Origin of the sequence: Pseudomonas sp. (genome assembly GCF_049590575.1) — a bacterium.
GTDB lineage: Bacteria > Pseudomonadota > Gammaproteobacteria > Pseudomonadales > Pseudomonadaceae > Aquipseudomonas.
The window spans coordinates 1-19,014 of sequence record NZ_JBAWDE010000245.1 but is presented as its reverse complement, the minus strand read 5'-3'; the positions used below and the strand labels follow the sequence as shown (position 1 = coordinate 19,014).

Here is a 19,014-nt window from a genome sequence, read left to right as displayed (position 1 = left end):
ATGTGTACCTGACACACCGGCTTCGCGAGCAAGCCCGCTCCCACATTTTTTTACCAAGGTGTGTCAGTTACAGCCTGAACCGGCCTACCATCCCGTTCAGGTCCACCGCCAACCGCGACAGCTCGCTGCTCGCCGCGCTGGTCTGGCTGGCGCCGGTGGCCGATTGCACCGACAGATCACGGATGTTCACCAGGTTGCGGTCCACTTCCCGCGCCACTTGGGCCTGCTCTTCCGCCGCGCTGGCGATCACCAGGTTGCGCTCGTTGATTTCCACAATCGCGGTGTTGATGGTGTCCAGCGACATGCCGGCGCCCTTGGCGATATTCAGCGTCGATTCCGCGCGCTCGGTGCTGTTGCGCATCGAATCCACCGCGTGTTCGGTGCCGGCCTGGATGCTGCCGATCATCCGCTCGATCTCGCTGGTGGACTGCTGGGTGCGATGCGCCAGGGCGCGCACTTCGTCGGCCACCACGGCAAACCCACGCCCGGCTTCACCGGCACGCGCCGCTTCAATCGCCGCGTTCAAGGCCAGCAGGTTGGTCTGGTCGGCCAAGCCGCGAATCACGTCGAGCACCTTGCCGATATCACGCGACTCATTGGCCAGGTCGCCAATCAGGGTCGCCGAGGCTTGCACGTCGCCGCTCATGCGTTCGATGGCGCTGACGGTTTCCTGCACCAGGTCACGGCCATCGCCGGCAGAGGTGGTGGCGTTGCGCGAGGCTTCGGAGGTGCTCACGGCATTGCGCGCGACTTCCTCGACGGCGCTGGTCATCTCGTTGACGGCGGTGGCGGCTTGCTCGATTTCGTTGTTCTGCTGGGTCAGGCCGCGGGCGCTTTCGTCAGTGACGGCGTTCAGCTCTTCCGCGGCAGAGGCCAGCTGGGTGGCGGAGCCCGAGATGCGTTGCAGGGTGTCGCGCAGCTTGTCCTGCATCTTGGCCATGGCGGCCAGCAGACGGCCGGCTTCGTCGTTACCGTCGACCTTGATCGGGCGCGTCAGGTTGCCTTCGGCAATTTCTTCGGCGGCGCCGAGTGCCTGGGAGATCGGCAAGGTGATGCTGCGGGTCAGCAACCAGGCGAACAACACCGTCAGCAGCGTGGCGATTACCAAAAGGCCGACGACCAGGCTGAACGCGACGTTGTACTGGTCTTCGGCCTCCTGATTGGTCGCAAGGGCCATTTTGTTATTGAGATCCAGCAGGCGCGTGAGCACCGCGTTGACCTGCTCGGAGTTGCTCAGCAAATCGGTGTTGAGCAGTTTGCGCAGCTCCTCGACCTGGTTGGCCTGGGAAAAGCTCTTCATACGCGCTTCGATCTGATGGTACTGCTCGAGCAGGCGCACGTATTCGTTGTAGGTCGAGCGCTCCTCAGCGCCTTCGATCAGCTTCTCGTAGACCGCCTGGGCGGTGCGGATCTGCTGGTTGCGCAGTTCAAAGGCTTCGAGGGTCTTTTGCTGAACCTCCGGCTCGCGGTTGGTCAGCAGGCGGTAGGACAAAACCCGCAGGCGCAAGGTGAGTTGGGTGAACTCATCCAGGGCGCGAATGCTCGGCACGCTGGACAGGGTAATGTCTTCGGTAGCAGCACGGATCTTGCTCATCTGGTTCAGGGCGAACACCCCCAGAAACAGCATCAGTGCACCAATAAACGCGAAGCCGAGGAAGGCCCTCGGAGCGATATTCATATTACGAAGCGACATGCGGGAATCCTGGGGGAGAAGCGCGATCCGTGCGGTCATGAAACGAGATGTGCCTCTCTATCGGTCGTACGACTAAAGTCTAAAGCGGGCTGTGCGTTTTTGTCGCATCTGACGAGGGGTTACGCCGATTCAGGAACCAGATCGGGTAAATGCAGTCACTAAGGCTCGAAAGTGTGGCCCGGCCCTTAAAAATCGGGCCGCGCGCCGGGGATAACCCTGGCTTCCACGGTGAATTTTCTTTATCGTCACCGCCCTTTGAAAAAGCCCGAGAAATCAAAATGTTAGAAGCATCCCTCAGCCAGCTTGAACAGCTTGTCACTGACCTCGTACAACAGAATCAGGACCTGCTGGGCAGCAACGAATCCCTCAAGGCGGAACTGGCCCGCGCCAAGGATGAAAACGACAGCCTGCAATTGAACCTGATGGAACAGGAAGAAAAACACGGCGCTACCGCCGCGCGTATCCAGGCGTTGGTTGAGCGTGTGAGCGCAGGGCCTGTCAGCGCATGAACGAAGGGATAAAGGTCGTTTCGATTCTCGGTGAGGATTACTCGATCAAGGCACCGGCCGGGGAAGACAAAACCCTGATGCACGCCGTGACCATGCTCAAGGCGTCCCTGGCCACCACCAAGAAAAAGTACCCGACCCTGATCGGGGACAAATTATTGGTGCTGGCGGCGCTGAACCTGTGCGCCGAGCAGATCGAATTGCAGCAGGCTCACCAGCAGGAACTCGACCGTTACCAAGAGCAAGTCAGCGCCACGGTCGATGTGATTTCCAAGGCTATCGGACAGCCCTGATTGTGTAGCTAGCCTTTAGAACCACGCGTCCTGCATCCCGAGGCACGTATCATCGCGTGCCTCCAGAAGCGCCAGTTCATGATGGCAGCTTGGTACTTCCCAGGTCAGGAAGTACCGGGCGGCCTGGAGCTTGCCTTTATAGAAGGCCACATCCGCCGCGTTGCCCTTGGCCAAGCCTGCTTCGGCGCGAATCGCCTGTTCCAGCCAGCGCCAGCCAATCACCGTATGCCCGAACACCTTCAAGTACAGCGCCGAGTTCGCCAGGCTGCTGTTGACCTTGCCTTGGGCGAGATCCGTCAGCAGGCCGAGCGTGACGCGTTGCAGGTTGGTTACCAACTGTTCCAGGGGTTCGCGCAGCGCCGTGAGTGACGGGTATTCCTGCGCGCGTGCGCCGGTCTCGGCGATCAACCGAATCAACTGCTTCAAGCCGGCGCCGCCGTTCTGCGCGAGCTTGCGGCCCAGTAAATCCAGGGACTGGATGCCGTGGGTGCCTTCGTGGATCGGGTTCAGGCGGTTGTCGCGGTAGTACTGCTCCACCGGGTATTCGCGGGTGTAGCCATGGCCGCCGAGGATCTGGATCGCCAGTTCGTTGGCCTTGAGGCAGAACTCCGACGGCCAGGATTTGACGATCGGGGTCAGCAGGTCCAGCAGTTCGTGGGCGTGCTTGCGCTCAATGTCGGTGTCCAGGGTGGTGGTGTCGTCGAACAGCCGCGCGGCGTACAGGCCCAGGTCGAAGGCGCCCTCGACATAGGCTTTCTGGGTCAGCAGCATGCGCTTGATGTCGGCGTGCTGGATGATCGACACCGGCGCGGTGCTGGGGTCTTTGCTGTCCGGCAGGCGGCCCTGCGGGCGTTCGCGGGCATAATCCAGCGAATACAGGTAACCGGCGTACCCGAGCATCACCGCGCCCATGCCGACGCCGATGCGTGCCTCGTTCATCATCTGGAACATGCAGCTCAGGCCCTGGTGCGGTTTGCCCACCAGATAGCCGACGCAATTGCCGTTATCGCCGAAGCTCAGCGCCGTGGACGTGGTGCCGCGCCAGCCCATCTTGTGGAACAGCCCGGCCAGCAACACGTCGTTACGCTCGCCCAGGCTGCAATCCTCATTGACCAGGAATTTAGGCACGATAAACAGCGAAATGCCTTTCACCCCGGCCGGCGCGTCCGGCAGCTTGGCCAGCACCATGTGCACGATGTTTTCCGACAGCGGGTGGTCGCCACCGGAGATAAAGATTTTGTTGCCCTTGAGCCGATAGCTGCCGTCAGCCGCAGGCTCTGCGCGTGTACGAATATCCGACAAGGACGACCCGGCGTGCGGCTCGGTGAGGGCCATGGTGCCGAAGAAGCGTCCGTCGATCATCGGCTGCAGGAAGCGCTGTTTCTGCTCTTCGGTGCCAAAACTTTCGATCAAGTTGGCCGCGCCCATGGTCAGGAACGGGTAGGACGTGGAGGCCGCGTTGGCTGACTGGAAGTGCGCGAAACAGGCTTGGGACAGTAGCGTTGGCAGCTGCATGCCACCGGCTTCGAAACTGCGCGCGGCGTTGAGAAAGCCGGCTTCAAGAAAGGCGTCCACGGCCGGTTTCACTTCCGGGATCAGAATCGCCTGACCGTCTTCGTAGCGCGGTTCGTTCTCGTCGTTCTTACGGTTATGCGGCGCGAAGTATTTTTCGGCGATGTTGCGCGCGGTGCTGATGGCCGCGTCGAAGGTTTCGCGATTGTGTTCGGCAAACCGCTCGCGCTGGGTCAGGCCCTCGGCATCGAGGACTTCGTACAGCTCGAAAGCCAGATTGCGGGAACTGAGCAGCGTCTCGGACATGGCGGCTTACCTGTGTGGGAATAGGCCTGAGTCTAAGTGCGCGAATAGAGGCTGGATAGCAAGATTGATTTGGGTGATGCACAGGCAAATGTGAGAGGGGGCTTGCCCCCGATGGCGATGTGTCAGTCACCAAGTGCATTGGCTGATCCACCGCTATCGGGGGCAAGCCCCCTCCCACATTTTTTTTACCGCATTTCGTCAGGCAGTTAGCCGATGGTCATCAGGCTGGCGTTACCGCCCGCCGCAGCCGTGTTAACGCTCAACGCCCTCTCGATCACCAAGCGCTCCAGCGCAATCGCCGTCTCGCCTTGCGACAAGCCATGCACCCCGACAATCGCCCCACTACGCTGTGCCACTTGCTGGCACACCGCACGCAATTGATCGGAATCACCGTGATGCAAGACCGCGTCGAACACTACGTCGTCCTTGGTCCAATCAGCCACGCGCTTGATCTTCGCCTGAATTTCCTTCGGCAGGCGTGGGAACAAGGCTTTGGTCAGGTCGGTTTCCGGCCATACCGCCGAGCCACCCACCGCCAATACCGCGGCCAACTGAGTCAGCAGGTCACCTTCCACCTCGGCCAGGCACAGCACGTGCTCGCGCGGCAGGATCGCGTAGCTGTTGCGCTCACCGGTCGGGCCAGCCAGCTGACGGGTAATCCCGCTTTGCGATTGCCCGGCGAACTGGCTGCACAGCGCGCTCAGCTCGCTGAACTTATGGCTGTCGGCCCAGGTTTTCAGGGCGGTCAGCGCTTGGCTCATGGCGTCGCGCAGACGGACATCCGGCGCCGCCAGCTTGTCGCCACGTACGAAGGATTGTTCGATTGCATCGGTAGGACGCGTCGACAGCAGGCGGTACAGGTACAGCGGGCCACCGGCTTTCGGGCCGGTGCCCGACAGGCCTTCGCCGCCGAACGGTTGCACGCCGACCACGGCACCCACGATGTTGCGGTTGACGTAGACGTTGCCGGCATTGACGTTGTCGATCACCTTGGCGATGGTCTCGTCGATGCGGGTGTGCACGCCCAGGGTCAGGCCGTAGCCGGAGGCATTGATCTGGCCGATCAACTGGTCGATTTCCTTGCGCTTGTAGCGCACCACGTGCAGCACCGGGCCGAAGATCTCGCGTTGCAGCTCGTCAAAGCTTTCCAGCTCGATCAGGGTGGGCGTCACGAAGGTGCCGCGCTTGATCTCTTCGCCGTCGGCAATCGCTACCTGGTACACATTTCGGCCTTTGTCGCGCATGGCCTGGATGTGTTTCTCGATGCCAGCCTTGGCTTCGGCGTCAATCACCGGGCCGATGTCCACGGACAGGCGCTCCGGGTTGCCAAGACGGCATTCCGCCATGGCGCCCTTGAGCATTTCGATGACACGGTCTGCCGAATCTTCCTGCAAGCACAGTACGCGCAGGGCCGAGCAGCGTTGGCCGGCACTGTCGAAGGCCGACGATACAACGTCGATCACCACTTGCTCGGTCAACGCCGAGGAGTCGACGATCATCGCGTTCTGGCCACCGGTTTCGGCGATCAGCGGGATCGGACGGCCCTGGGCATCCAGGCGACCGGCCACGTTGCGTTGCAGCAGGCGCGCGACTTCAGTGGAGCCGGTGAACATCACACCTTTGACGCGATCATCGCCGACCAGGCGTGCGCCGACGCTTTCGCCCTGGCCCGGCAGCAGTTGCAGCACGCCTTCAGGAATACCGGCTTCGAGCAGGATGCGCACCGCCTGCGCGGCCACCAGCGGGGTTTGCTCCGCAGGCTTGGCCAATACCGGGTTGCCGGCAGCTAGTGCGGCGGCAACCTGGCCGCTGAAAATCGCCAGCGGGAAGTTCCACGGGCTGATGCAGACCACCGGGCCCAGTGGGCGGTGGGCATCGTTGGTGAAATCGTTGCGCGCCTGTACGGCGTAGTAGCGCAGGAAATCCACGGCTTCGCGCACTTCGGCGATGGCGTTGGCAAAGGTCTTGCCGGCTTCGCGGGCCAGCAGGCCCATCAGCGGCTGGATCTCGCCTTCCATCAGGTCGGCGGCACGTTCCAGGATCGCGGCGCGCTCGGCGGGCGGGGTGGCCTGCCAGATCGGGCCGGCGTTGATGGCGCACTGGATGGCGTTGTCCACGTCTTCGACGGTGGCTTCTTGTACGTGGCCGACCACGTCACGCAGGTCGGACGGGTTCAGCACCGGTGCAGCAGGCTGCTCGCTGGAGGCGCAACCGAGCATCGGCGCGGCTTTCCAGTCGTTATGCGCGGTGGCCAGCAGCGCGCAGGACAGTGATGCCAGGCGGTGTTCGTTGGCCAGGTCGATACCGGCCGAGTTGGCGCGGTCGCTGCCATACAGGTCGCGCGGCAGCGGGATACGCGGGTGCGGCAGGCCGAAGCCGCCTTCCAGCGTCGCCATCTGCTCGATCTGCGCCACCGGATCGGCCACCAGCTCCTGAATCGAAATCGACTGGTCGGCAATGCGGTTGACGAACGAGGTGTTGGCGCCGTTTTCCAGCAGGCGACGTACCAGATACGCCAACAGGGTTTCGTGAGTACCGACCGGTGCGTACACGCGGCATGGACGGTTCAACTTGCCATCGGAGACTTTGCCTACAACCTGCTCGTACAGCGGCTCGCCCATGCCGTGCAGGCATTGGAACTCGTACTGGCCGGGGTAATAGTTCTGACCGGCGATATGGTAGATAGCCGACAAGGTATGGGCGTTATGCGTGGCGAACTGCGGGTAGATGGCTTCCGGCACCGACAGCAGTTTGCGCGCGCAGGCAATGTAGGAAACGTCGGTGTACACCTTGCGGGTGTACACCGGGTAGCCTTCCAGGCCTTCGACCTGGGCACGCTTGATTTCGCTGTCCCAGTACGCGCCTTTTACCAGGCGGATCATCAGGCGATGGCGGCTGCGGCGGGCCAGGTCGATGACATAGTCGATCACATACGGGCAACGCTTCTGGTAGGCCTGGATGACAAAACCGATGCCGTTCCAGCCGGTCAGTTGCGGCTCGAAGCACAGGCGTTCGAGCAGGTCCAGGGACAGCTCCAGACGGTCGGCTTCTTCGGCGTCGATGTTCAGGCCGATGTCGTATTGCTTGGCCAGCAGGGTCAGGGACAGCAGGCGCGGGTACAGCTCGTCCATCACCCGTTCGTACTGCGCACGGCTGTAACGCGGGTGCAATGCCGAGAGCTTGATGGAGATGCCCGGACCTTCATAAATCCCACGACCGTGGGAGGCCTTGCCGATGGAGTGAATGGCTTGTTCGTACGAGGCCAGGTACTTCTGGGCGTCGTGCTCGGTCAGTGCGGCTTCACCGAGCATGTCGTAGGAATAGCGGAAACCCTTGGCTTCGAACTTGCTCGCATTGGCCAGGGCTTCGGCGATGGTCTCGCCGGTGACGAACTGCTCGCCCATCAGGCGCATGGCCATGTCGACGCCCTTGCGGATCATCGGCTCGCCGCTCTTGCCGATGATGCGGCTCAGGGACGAGGTCAGGCCCGCCTCGTTATGCGTGGCGACCAGTTTGCCGGTCAGCAGCAGGCCCCAGGTGGCGGCGTTGACGAACAGCGACGGGCTGTTGCCCAGGTGCGGGTGCCAGTTGCCGGTGCTGATCTTGTCGCGGATCAAGGCGTCGCGGGTGCCCTTGTCCGGGATGCGCAGCAACGCTTCGGCGAGGCACATCAGCGCTACGCCTTCCTGGGACGACAGGGAAAATTCCTGCAAGAGACCCTGAACGATCCCGGCACGGCCGCCGGCACTTTTCTGATTGCGCAGTTTCTCGGCAATCGAAGCGGCGAGCTTGTTGGTGGCTTCGGCCATCGCAGCGGGAAGGCGGGCCTGCTCGATCAGCATCGGCACCACTTCCGGCTCCGGGCGGCGGTAAGCGGCGGTGATCGAGGCGCGCAGGACCGATTGCGGCAGGATGCTCTCGGCGAACTCCAGGAAGCACTGGTGGGCGTGGTCGGCCTGGACCTCGCCAGCCTCTTCGGCGTCCTTGCTGCTCAAGCCATTGAGCTCGGTCAGGGTTGCACCACCCTCGAGTTTTTCCAGGTAATTGAAAATCGCCTGCTTGATCAGCCAGTGCGGCGTGCGATCAATCGAGGTCGCGGCCGCTTTCAGGCGTTCGCGGGTCGGGTCGTCAAGTTTGACCCCAAGGGTGGTCGTAGCCATTTTCTTATCCTCATGGGTGCCACTACCGAGTGGCATCAGCTGGCGCCAAGATTAGCTGCGCCCATGAAGAGGTGCAACCGGGTGCAACCCATTTTGTGCATGAAATTTTCGAAGGCGATCAGGAAAAAAATAGGTCCTCGACGGATTCCGCTTCGCCTTGGTGCGTTTGCTTCTGAGATCGGCTGCCGTTGCTCCGAAAAGGAGCAAAGAAACCGGTGTTTGTGCTCAATACACAGTTAGGTGCAACTTATTCTCAAGAAACTGGTTGCACCTTATTTGCTTTGTTGAATAGCATTCGCGCCCAAGGTGCAACCGGCTTAAACATCTGGTTCATCGGCTGGCGGCTTTCCTGGGGAAACGCCAGTCATAAATGCGCGGCACGCAGTTACGTTTACCTACTTTCAGTGGGTGGCCGTCTGACAGACCGCTGCTACATAAAAACAAAGCCAGGGCGTCACTCTTATGAGCGTTACCAATCCCACCCTGATCACATTTGTGATCTACATCGCAGCAATGGTACTGATCGGCTTCATGGCCTATCGCTCCACCAACAACCTTTCCGATTACATCCTTGGCGGTCGCAGCCTCGGCAGCGTGGTCACGGCCCTGTCCGCCGGCGCCTCCGATATGAGCGGCTGGTTGTTGATGGGCTTGCCCGGCGCGATCTACATGTCCGGCCTGTCGGAAAGCTGGATCGCGATCGGCCTGATCGTCGGTGCCTACCTCAACTGGCTGTTCGTGGCCGGCCGCCTGCGGGTGCAGACCGAACATAACGGCGACGCCCTGACCCTGCCCGACTACTTCTCCAGCCGCTTCGAAGATAAAAGCGGCCTGCTGCGGATCATTTCTGCGGTGGTGATCCTGGTGTTCTTCACCATCTACTGCGCCTCCGGCATCGTCGCCGGTGCCCGCCTGTTCGAAAGCACCTTCGGCATGTCCTACGAGACGGCGCTGTGGGCCGGTGCTGCGGCGACGATTGCCTACACCTTCGTCGGTGGTTTCCTGGCAGTCAGCTGGACCGACACCGTACAAGCCACGCTGATGATCTTCGCGCTGATCCTCACGCCGATCATCGTGCTGCTGGCCACCGGTGGCATCGACACCACGTTCCTGGCAATCGAAGCCAAGAACCCTGACAACTTCAACATGCTCAAGAACACCACCTTCATCGGCATCATCTCGCTGATGGGCTGGGGCCTGGGTTACTTCGGCCAACCGCATATCCTCGCGCGCTTCATGGCGGCGGATTCGGTTAAGTCGATTGCCAGTGCGCGCCGCATCTCCATGACCTGGATGATCCTGTGCCTGGCCGGCACCGTGGCCGTGGGCTTCTTCGGCATCGCCTACTTCTCGGCGCATCCTGAGGTGGCAGGGCCAGTCAACGAGAACCACGAACGTGTGTTCATCGAGCTGGCCAAACTGCTGTTCAACCCATGGATCGCGGGCGTGCTGCTGTCGGCGATCCTGGCGGCAGTGATGAGCACCCTGAGCTGCCAACTGCTGGTGTGCTCCAGCGCCCTGACCGAAGACTTCTACAAGACCTTCCTGCGCAAGAACGCCTCACAGGTTGAGCTGGTGTGGGTCGGCCGCCTGATGGTGCTGGTGGTTGCCCTGATCGCCATCGCCATGGCCGCCAACCCGGAAAACCGCGTACTCGGCCTGGTCAGCTACGCCTGGGCCGGTTTCGGTGCTGCGTTTGGCCCCGTGGTACTGATCTCGGTGATCTGGAAAGGCATGACCCGCGACGGCGCACTGGCCGGGATCCTGGTCGGCGCGATCACCGTGATCGTGTGGAAACACTTCGAATTGCTGGGCTTGTACGAGATCATCCCAGGCTTCATTTTCGCCAGCCTGGCGATCTACTTCGTCAGCAAAATGGGCGCACCGACTGCCGGTATGGTCGAGCGCTTTGATGCTGCGGAAAAAGACTACAACCTCAACAAGTAATTCGTCGGGTGCTGGGCGCCCGGTAAGTTAACAAAGAAGGCCCGCGTCCTACGGATGGCGGGTCTTTTTTTGCCTGCGTTTTACGACGCTCCGAAGAAGATTCCGACGTTCGCGTGTAGGGTTTTACTGAATTTCCTCGGGCCTGCTCAGCTGGGGCGGCGGTGGTGCAGAATCGGTCGCCCATTCCTCGCAGAGAAACACCGGATGTTCGCCCCTGCCAATCAGACCGCATTTACCCTGACCCTGGACGGGGTTGCCAGTGACCTCGAGGTCTATAGCTTCGAGGGTAGGGAAGCGCTCAGCACTCCCTATCGCTTTGACCTTGAGCTGGTCAGCGAGCAGCCCGATCTGGACCTTGAGAGCCTGCTGCACCGCCAGGCGTATCTCGGGTTCGATGAGCAGGGTCACGGTGTGCACGGCCTGGTTTATCGGGTGGCGCAGGGCGATTCCGGGCGGCGTCTCACGCGCTATCAGCTGAGCCTGGTGCCGCAGTTGGCCTACCTGAAGCACAGTAGCCATCAACGTATCTTCCAGCAGAAGACAGTGCCGCAAATGGTGGCGCAGGTGCTGGTGGGGCAAGGCATCCAGAGCGATCAATTCGAATTCCGCCTGAGCGGTACCTACCCCGAGCGCGAGTATTGCGTGCAGTTTGGTGAAACCGACCTGGCGTTCGTTCAGCGCCTGTGTGCCGAGCTGGGCATTCACTATCACTTCCAGCATTCAGCCGAAAAGCACCTGCTGGTGTTTGGCGATGACCAGACTGTGTTCACCCAGGCGCAGCGGCCAACCCCCTATATGCCTGGGTCCGGAATGGTCGCGCAGACCCCGGCGATCAAGCGGTTCGCCGTGCAGCTGGAAACGCGCACCACGACGGTGAGCCTGCGCGATTACGATTTGCGTAAACCGCGCCTTGAATTGGAAAGCGCGGTGACCGGTGAGCAGCTTCCCAAGCTCGAGCAGCAGTGCTATCCCGGCCATTTCAGCGACCGGCCCCATGGCAAGTACCTCGCACAACGGGGGCTGGAGCGCCATCGCAGTGACTATCGGCTGGCGCAGGGCGGCGGTGATGAGCCGGCGTTGGTCAGTGGCCGGTTCCTCGATCTGAGCGGGCATTCTCGTGAGGACTGGAATGCGTTGTGGCTGGTGACGAAGGTTACCCACGAGGGGAAACAACCACAGGTGCTGGAGGAGGCCGTTACCGAGGTCAAGGGCGGGGATTTTCGTCAGGGTTATCGCAACGAATTTACTGCTGCACCATGGGACGTGGTCTTTCGTCCGTCGTTGCCTGAACAGCCACGCCCAAGTATTTCCGGCTACCAGAACGCCGTGGTCACCGGGCCCGCCGACAGTGAAATTCACTGCGACGAATATGGTCGGGTGAAGGTGCAAATGGCCTGGGACCGCGAGGGTAAACACACCGATCATTCCAGTTGCTGGTTGCGCGTCGCCAGTGGTTGGGCCCATGACCGTTATGGCGCGGTGCTGATCCCCAGGGTCGGCATGGAAGTGCTGGTGGGCTTCGTCAACGGCGACCTGGACATGCCGCTGGTGCTGGGCTGCCTGCCCAACGCCGCCACAGCCGTGCCTCTCGACCTGCCGACGGACAAGAGCCGGAGCATCTTCCGCAGCCAGAGCACACCCGGCGGTGGCGGCTACAGCGAGCTGCGCATCGAGGACCGCAAGGGCGCCGAAGAAATCTACCTGCGTGCCCAGCGGGACTGGACCCAGCATGTGTTGCACGACCAGCAAGTGCAGGTCGATAACCAGCGGCGGGTGAGGGTGGGCGGTGAGTCGTACCACGAGTTGCAGGGCGAGGAACAGCGCATCACCCACGGCAACCGCCTGACCGAGTTGAAGCAGGATGATCACTTGATGGTCGGCGGCTCGCAGCAGATGCGGGCTGGCAGGACCATCCAGATTGGCGCCGGGCAGAGCATCGTCATCGATGCCGGGGCCAGCGTGACGATTCAGGCGGGTGGGCAGTCGATCACGATTTCCGCCGGCGGGATTTTCAGCAGCGTGCCGATCCAGCTTGGCGGTGGGCCGTCGTCGGCGGCGGCGCCATTGCTGCCCGGCGTGAAGGAAAAACTACTGGCGGTGATTGCCGCGCCGCTCAGCCGTGTGCAGGTGGCCAGCCTGAAGCGCAGCGCACCGTTTTGTGAGGAGTGCGAGCGCTGCAAGAATGGGCAGTGCGATATCACCGGCCAATCCAGCCCTGAAAGGAGGTTACTGTGATGGATGCCCCCCTGACCCCAGGCGTCTGGCTCGCAGAATACCCTTTGCTGGCGAATGAACAGCTCTTTGCAGTGCTGAGCAGTGCCAGCGACGCCAAGCCGCTGGCTGCGTGGCAAGCAATGGCAGCCGGGAAACCGCCGCGCTCAATCTGGGCGGGCACCGCGTATGGCGATTGGGATGAGGTTATGCCCTATGTCGGCATCGTCGAGCCGGACAGTGCTTTCCTCGCGTGGATAGCCACCACGGCAGCCACGGATTGGGGCTGGCTGGCGGTGTCGGCCAGCCCCTTGGAAACGGTGATTGCACACCTGCAAGGCTTGACCAAGGTGTTGCTGCCGGATGGCCAAGAGGTGTTTTTGCGCTTCTGGGATGGCGCTCAGTTTCTGCCGATTGTGCAAAAACTCGATGATGAGGCGGCGATGGTGCTGCCGGTGTTCCAGCGGTATCTGATTAACGGGCAACCACTGACTGTCGCTACGGGCCCCGTCGCTGCCGCCAAGGCCAGCCCCTGGTGGCAAGTGACCGCAGCGTTACTCGAACAGTTGGCCATCCAGTCGCCGCAAACCCTGATCGACAACCTGCTGCAATGGCTCGAAGAACAGCGTCCTGAGCTGTACACGGCCTTTACGCCTGCGACCTTGCAGCACAAGGTCGCCTACTTCGCCCGAGGAGCCGCTATCAGCCATGCAGCTCTGGCCGACTACCTGGCCTTGGAGCACCGCCCGGCATGCGACCCTGCACCTTTGCGCCGGTAAAAGGTAAACTTCGCCTCCTGCGCAGGAGCAACCATGAATTATCGTCACGCCTTTCACGCCGGCAACCACGCCGATGTCTTCAAACACCTGACCTTGACCCGCCTCATCGCTTTGATGTCGCGCAAGGAGCAGCCGTTCGCCTATCTCGACACCCACGCCGGCATTGGTCTGTACGACTTGCAAGGCGACCAGGCCAACCGCACCGGTGAATACCTGGAAGGCATCGCCCGCCTGTGGGGCGAAAAAGACCTGCCGCCGCTGACCGCTGACTACATGCGCGTGCTGCATGAGATGAACCCGGATGGCCAACTGCGTTATTACCCTGGCTCGCCTGAACTGGCGCGCCGTCTCACGCGCCCGCAGGATCGTGTGTTGCTCAATGAAAAGCACCCGGAAGACGGTGTGCTGCTCAAGGACAATATGAAGGGTGATCGCCGGGTCAAAGTGCATTTGGGCGAAGGCTGGCATGTGCCGCGCGCCTTGCTGCCGGTGCCGGAGAAACGCGCGCTGATGCTGATCGACCCGCCGTTCGAAAAACTCGATGAGATGCAGCGCTGTGCAGCGTCCCTGAAAGAGGCGGTCAGCCGTATGCGCCAGACCGTTGCGGCCATCTGGTACCCGGTGAAGGACCAGCGCATGCTGCGCCGTTTCTATCAGGACCTGACCGGCACTGGGGCGCCGAAATTGCTGCGTGTGGAATTGCTGGTGCATCCGCTGGACACGCCCAACACCCTGACCGGCTCGGGCCTGGCGATCGCCAACCCGCCATGGGGTCTGGAAGAGGAGTTGCGTGAGCTGTTGCCGTGGCTGTCCAAGAAGCTCGGCCAGACCCAGGGTGGCTGGCAGATGGATTGGCTGATCGCTGAGTAGTTGTATCGATTGCTGGATCGCTATCGCGGGCAAGCCGCTCCCACAGTTGATCGCGGTCTAATGTGGGAGCGGGCTTGCCCGCGATGCTTTTGGCGTCAGATCGGGCAGGTCACGCCTGTGCCGCCGATCCCGCAATAGCCCTGCGGGTTCTTCGCCAGGTACTGCTGGTGATACGCCTCGGCGAAGTACACCGTCGGCGCCTCGTCGATTTCCGTGGTGATCTCACCCAGCCCGGCCTTGGTCAATTCGCCCTGGTAGGCCGCGGCGCTGGCTTTGGCCGCTGCCAATTGCTCTGGGGTGGTGGCGTAGATCACCGAGCGGTACTGGCTGCCGATGTCGTTACCCTGGCGCATGCCTTGGGTCGGGTTGTGCAGTTCCCAGAACATCTTCAGCAAGTCTTCGTATTTGACCTTGGCCTGGTCGTACACCACCAGCACCACTTCGCTGTGGCCGGTCAGGCCGGAGCAGACTTCTTCATAGGTCGGGTTCGGCGTGTAGCCGCCGGCGTAGCCGACCACGGTGCTGACCACGCCGTCGCGTTGCCAGAACCTGCGTTCAGCGCCCCAGAAGCAACCGAGGCCGAAGATCGCGAAGCCGACGTCGTCGACAAACGGGCCGAGCAGCGGGTTGCCGTTGACGAAGTGCGTCTGCGGCAGGTTCATCGGGGTTTCACGGCCAGGCAACGCTTGTTCTTGAGTAGGCAGCACGTTTTTGTTCACCAGAATTTCCGAGCGCAAGACCATGATCAGTCCTCTCAGTCAGATTGTGTTGGGTAAGCATTCAGACCGCCAGTGTGCCCGAGTGTTACGACGCTGTCAGGCGATTGGCCCGCGCGGGTAGCGTTTGAGCTTATCAAGCAGCTCTGCCCCGGGGATCGGCCGGTCGAACAGGTAGCCCTGGCCCACGTCGCAACGGTGCCGGCGCAGGAACGCCAGTTGCTCGGAGGTCTCGATGCCTTCGGCCACCACCTTGAGCTTGAGGTTGTGGGCCATGGCGATCACCGCCGAGGTGATTTCCATGTCGTCCTGGTTGTCCGGGATTTCGTGGATAAAGCTGCGATCGATCTTGATGATGTCGATCGGGAATTTTTTCAGGTAACTGAGCGACGAGTAACCCGTGCCGAAGTCGTCCATGGCCAGGGTCAGGCCAAAGCTCTTGAGCTGGTCGAGCTGCAGGCGCGTGTCTTCGGTGGCTTCCAGCAGCAAGCCTTCGGTCAACTCCAGCTCCAGCAGGTTGGCCGGCAGCTGTTCTTCCTTGAGGATGGTGGCAATCGAGGCCACCAGGTCCGGGTCGGAAAACTGCTTGGGCGACAGGTTGATCGCCACCTGCAAGTTGCCCATGCCGGCCGCGCTCAGCTGCTTGCTCATGCGGCAGGCCTGGCGCGCGATCCACTTGCCGATGGGGATGATCAGCCCGGTCTCTTCGGCCACGCTGATGAATTGGTCGGGGCGGATCATGCCCTTTTCCGGGTGGTTCCAGCGCAACAGCGCTTCCATGCCGAGCAGGCGGCCGCTGCGCAGGCACAGTTTGGGCTGGTAGAACACGTCCAGCTCATTCTGGGTCAGGGCGCGGCGCAGGTTGTTTTCCACAAACAGCTTGTAACTGGCCTCGGCGTTAAGCGCTTCGGTAAATACCTGTACCTGGTGTTTGCCGTTGGCCTTGGCCTTGTGCAGCGCCAGGCCGGCGTTACGCATCAGGGTCTGTGGGTCGCGGCCGTGCAGCGGCGCGCAGGCCAGGCCCACCGAGCCGGTGACGCTGATCAGCTGGTTGTCGACAAACATCGGCTTGTCGAGGGTCGCGAGCAACTGGCTGGCAACCAGTTGGCCACTCTCCAGGTCGGTGTCATCGAGCAGCACCGCAAATTCGTTACTGGCAAACCGCGCCAGGCTGCCGCTGGCACTCAGGCTATTGCGCAGGCGCCGGGCCAGGCTGATCAGCAGCTTGTCGCCAGTCTGGTGGCCAAGGCTGTCGTTGATCCGCTTGAAGTTGTCGATGTCCACCAGCAGCAGGCTGATCGGGCTGTCGCTGTCGCGGGCAAAGCGCTCGTCGAGGTTGCGGATGAACGCCGGGCGGTTGCCCAGGTTGGTCAGGTTGTCGGTGTAGGCCAGGCGCTCGATGCGTTGCTGCGCGAGCTTGTTCTGGGTGATGTCTTCGTAGATGCCGATGTAGTGGGTCAGCTCGCGGTTGTCGCCATACACCTTGGAAATCGACAGCTGGCCCCAGTAGGGTTCCAGGTTTTTGCGCCGGCTCTTGAATTCGCCCTGCCAGCTGTTGCTCTTGGCCAGGCTCGACGGTGCGTCGAAGAGTAATTCGCTGAGGTTCTCCAGCGCCGGCAGCTGCGCCAGGCGGTGGCCGTGGACTTCTTCGGCGCTGTACTGGGTGATCGCGGTGAAGCTTGGGTTGACGTACTCGACCACGCCGTCGCAGTTGACCAGCAGAAACGCGTTGGCACTTTGCTCCACTGCGCGCTGGAACAGGTGCAGGGCGCTGGTGGCGGTACGGCGGTTGTGGTTGTTGATGACCTGCGCGAACTGGTCGGCCAGCTCACCGGCGAAGGCAATCTCATCGGCCAGCCAGGCACGCGGGCTGCCGCTCTGTTCCAGGCACAGTACGCCGACCACCTGGCCGTCGACGCGAATACTGGCGTCGAGCATGGCGTGGATGTCTTTGTCGCGCAGGTGCTCGGCCATTTCCCGCGTACGCGGATCGCGCAGGGCGTTGGTGGCGTCAATCGCGCGGCTGGTCTGCAGGGCTTCCAGGTAATCCGGGAAGCCACTGGCATCAATGGCCTCGGGCAGGTGGTGCTGCTGGTCGACGTGGTGATACGCCGAGATCGGCACCAGGCGCTGGCCTTCAAGGTTCCAGATGCTCGCGCAGTCGATCTGGTAGATATCGCAGGCGCTGCGGGTGATCAGCTCGGCGGCCTCCTGCAGCGAATTGGGGGTGGTGTAACGCTGGCGGGCCAACAGCAGGATCAGTTCCTGTTGGGCGCGCACCCGTTCCAGGTGTTGCAGCTGTTCCAGCTGCGCGCGTTGGTTGAGTTCCAGGGCAATCTGCAGGCGGCTGTTCTGGCTCTCCAGGTCGGCCGTGGGGGCGAGGAAGGACTCTTCGCTGAACAGGCCGTCGACCACCATCAGGTAGCCGCGCAGCAGGTGGCGATTGTGTTGTTTGTAGGCTTCGCCCGTTTCCAGCACGCTCAGGGGGCCGTCATTGGTGTGCAGGGTGTAGCGCACCTGGTAGTGAGGGCTCTGGGTCAGTTGCTGCTGGATGGTGTCGTGCAGTTGATAGCGCGCCTGGGGCTCCATCAGGCTGGCATAGGGTGTGCCGAGCAGGGCACACAGCTCGACCGCCGGCAGGCCGAATTGGCGCTCGCAATTGGGGTCGAGGTACAGCAGGGCCCAGCTTGCCTCATTAAGCCGCTCGAAACGCAGCATACCGAGGCGCGAAGGCACCGGTAACTGCGTCACTACCTCGGCCGCCATTCGGGCGACATCGGGTTGGCTTTTCATGGGGGAGACTCACTTGAAATAACGCGCACGGCGCCGGGCTCACGCCCTCTTTTCTGTTGCCTGCGGCAAGGTTGCATCATGCGGCGCGGGCTGACAAGAGAGGATGAAGGCTAAGTGCTATAAGGGTGTTATCGGCCGCGCGAGGGGTTTCTTCAATCAACATGACGGAAGGTGTACAAACCTGTTTCGTTTGTGCGGTTTCAGCCTTTGGCGCGGACAAAAAAAGCCCCGCCAAGTGGCGGGGTTGAGGTACGAGCGTGGCGCTCGGAAATCGGTGTATCCAGGCCTTCCGCGCGAGCAGAAGGCCTGTTGAGGCTTACAGCAGGATGGTGCGGATGTCGTTGAGCAGTTGGCTCAGGCGCTGCGTGAAGCGGGCAGCAGCGGCGCCGTTGATCACGCGGTGATCGTACGACAGCGACAGTGGCAACATCAGCTTCGGCTGGAACGCTTTACCGTCCCACACTGGCTGGATAGTGGCCTTGGATACACCCAGGATCGCCACTTCCGGCGCGTTGACGATTGGCGTGAAGCCAGTGCCGCCAATGTGGCCGAGGCTGGAAATGGTGAAGCAAGCGCCCTGCATATCGTCTGCGGTGAGCTTCTTGTCGCGGGCCTTGGCAGCCAGCGCAGCCGCTTCGGCAGCCAGTTGCAGCAGGCTCTTCTGGTCGACGTTCTTGATGACCGGTACCAGCAGGCCATCCGGAGTGTCGACGGCGAAGCCTATGTGCACGTACTTCTTGCGAATGATCGCCTTGCCGCTTGGCGCCAGCGAACTGTTGAAGTCCGGCAGCTCCTTGAGCAGGTGCGCGCAAGCCTTGAGCAGCAGTGGCAGCACGGTCAGTTTCACGCCAGCCTTCTCGGCCACGGCTTTCTGCGCAACGCGGAAAGCTTCCAGGTCGGTGATGTCGGCCTGGTCGAACTGAGTCACGTGCGGGATGTTCAGCCAGCTACGGTGCAGGCTCGACGCGCCGATTTGCATCAGGCGGGTCATCGGCACTTCTTCGGTTTCGCCGAAGCGGCTGAAGTCCACGACCGGGATCGGCGGAATGCCCGAACCACCGGTGGCCGCGCCGGCAGCCGGCGCTTCCTTGGCCTTCTGCATCATGGATTTGACGTAAACCTGCACGTCTTCCTTCAGCACGCGACCGTGTGGGCCGGTGGCCGACACAGCGTTCAGCTCAACGCCGAACTCACGGGCCAGCTGACGCACGGCTGGGCCGGCGTGAAC

The 19,014-nt window shown here is 61.9% G+C and carries 11 protein-coding genes and 2 pseudogenes; 6 read left to right on the top strand and 7 right to left on the bottom strand.

Annotated features, from left to right (window positions below; genetic code table 11):
• Positions 1-67: 67 nt before the first annotated feature.
• Positions 68-667, bottom strand: a pseudogene (locus WBR57_RS16825) (methyl-accepting chemotaxis protein); the annotation flags it as partial.
• Between the two features lie 303 nt (positions 668-970).
• Positions 971-1,627 (bottom strand): annotated as a pseudogene (locus tag WBR57_RS16820) (MCP four helix bundle domain-containing protein); the annotation flags it as partial.
• A 344-nt stretch (positions 1,628-1,971) separates the two neighbouring features.
• On the opposite strand from WBR57_RS16820, the gene WBR57_RS16815 reads away from it, so the two are divergent.
• Positions 1,972-2,202, top strand: coding sequence for a hypothetical protein (locus tag WBR57_RS16815; RefSeq protein ID WP_101265776.1), 231 nt, complete (start codon positions 1,972-1,974; stop codon positions 2,200-2,202).
• Positions 2,199-2,492: a cell division protein ZapA gene (locus WBR57_RS16810; RefSeq protein ID WP_424084794.1), complete on the top strand. Its 294-nt coding sequence runs from the start codon at positions 2,199-2,201 to the stop codon at positions 2,490-2,492. Before WBR57_RS16815 ends, WBR57_RS16810 begins: the two co-directional genes overlap by 4 nt.
• 15 nt (positions 2,493-2,507) lie before the next feature.
• On the opposite strand, the gene WBR57_RS16805 is transcribed toward WBR57_RS16810, so the two are convergent.
• Both WBR57_RS16805 and putA read right to left on the bottom strand, forming a co-directional pair.
• Positions 2,508-4,310, bottom strand: a complete 1,803-nt coding sequence (locus tag WBR57_RS16805; RefSeq protein WP_424084793.1) for an acyl-CoA dehydrogenase — start codon at positions 4,308-4,310, stop codon at positions 2,508-2,510.
• 206 nt (positions 4,311-4,516) lie between these two features.
• A complete protein-coding gene (gene putA / locus WBR57_RS16800) occupies positions 4,517-8,470 on the bottom strand; it encodes a trifunctional transcriptional regulator/proline dehydrogenase/L-glutamate gamma-semialdehyde dehydrogenase (protein WP_424084792.1) in 3,954 nt (1,317 codons plus the stop codon).
• 462 nt (positions 8,471-8,932) lie between these two features.
• Here putA and putP point away from each other — a divergent pair, with 462 nt between their 5' ends.
• The 4 genes from putP (at position 8,933) to WBR57_RS16780 (ending at position 14,277) form a co-directional block, all read left to right on the top strand.
• The gene (putP, locus tag WBR57_RS16795) at positions 8,933-10,417 is read left to right on the top strand and encodes a sodium/proline symporter PutP (protein ID WP_424084791.1); all 1,485 of its coding nucleotides are present in this window, start codon (positions 8,933-8,935) and stop codon (positions 10,415-10,417) included.
• A 204-nt stretch (positions 10,418-10,621) separates the two neighbouring features.
• The gene (locus tag WBR57_RS16790) at positions 10,622-12,652 is read left to right on the top strand and encodes a type VI secretion system tip protein VgrG (protein ID WP_424084790.1); all 2,031 of its coding nucleotides are present in this window, start codon (positions 10,622-10,624) and stop codon (positions 12,650-12,652) included.
• Positions 12,652-13,407 (top strand): DUF4123 domain-containing protein, encoded by a 756-nt coding sequence (locus tag WBR57_RS16785; RefSeq protein WP_424084789.1) that lies wholly within the window; start codon positions 12,652-12,654, stop codon positions 13,405-13,407. The genes WBR57_RS16790 and WBR57_RS16785 overlap by 1 nt, the downstream gene beginning before the upstream one ends.
• A 33-nt stretch (positions 13,408-13,440) precedes the next feature.
• Entirely contained in the window at positions 13,441-14,277 is an 837-nt protein-coding gene (locus WBR57_RS16780; protein ID WP_424084788.1) for a 23S rRNA (adenine(2030)-N(6))-methyltransferase RlmJ, read from the top strand.
• Between the two features lie 95 nt (positions 14,278-14,372).
• Here the strand turns inward: WBR57_RS16780 and msrA are convergent, their stop codons facing one another.
• From msrA to WBR57_RS16765, 3 genes are all read right to left on the bottom strand, one after another.
• Positions 14,373-15,020, bottom strand: a complete 648-nt coding sequence (msrA, locus tag WBR57_RS16775; protein WP_424084787.1) for a peptide-methionine (S)-S-oxide reductase MsrA — start codon at positions 15,018-15,020, stop codon at positions 14,373-14,375.
• A gap of 72 nt (positions 15,021-15,092) precedes the next feature.
• Positions 15,093-17,786: a putative bifunctional diguanylate cyclase/phosphodiesterase gene (locus tag WBR57_RS16770; RefSeq protein ID WP_424084786.1), complete on the bottom strand. Its 2,694-nt coding sequence runs from the start codon at positions 17,784-17,786 to the stop codon at positions 15,093-15,095.
• Positions 17,787-18,102: 316 nt separating this feature from the next.
• A partial coding sequence (locus WBR57_RS16765) for a 2-oxo acid dehydrogenase subunit E2 (RefSeq protein ID WP_424084785.1) occupies positions 18,103-19,014 on the bottom strand: 912 nt, incomplete at its 5' end.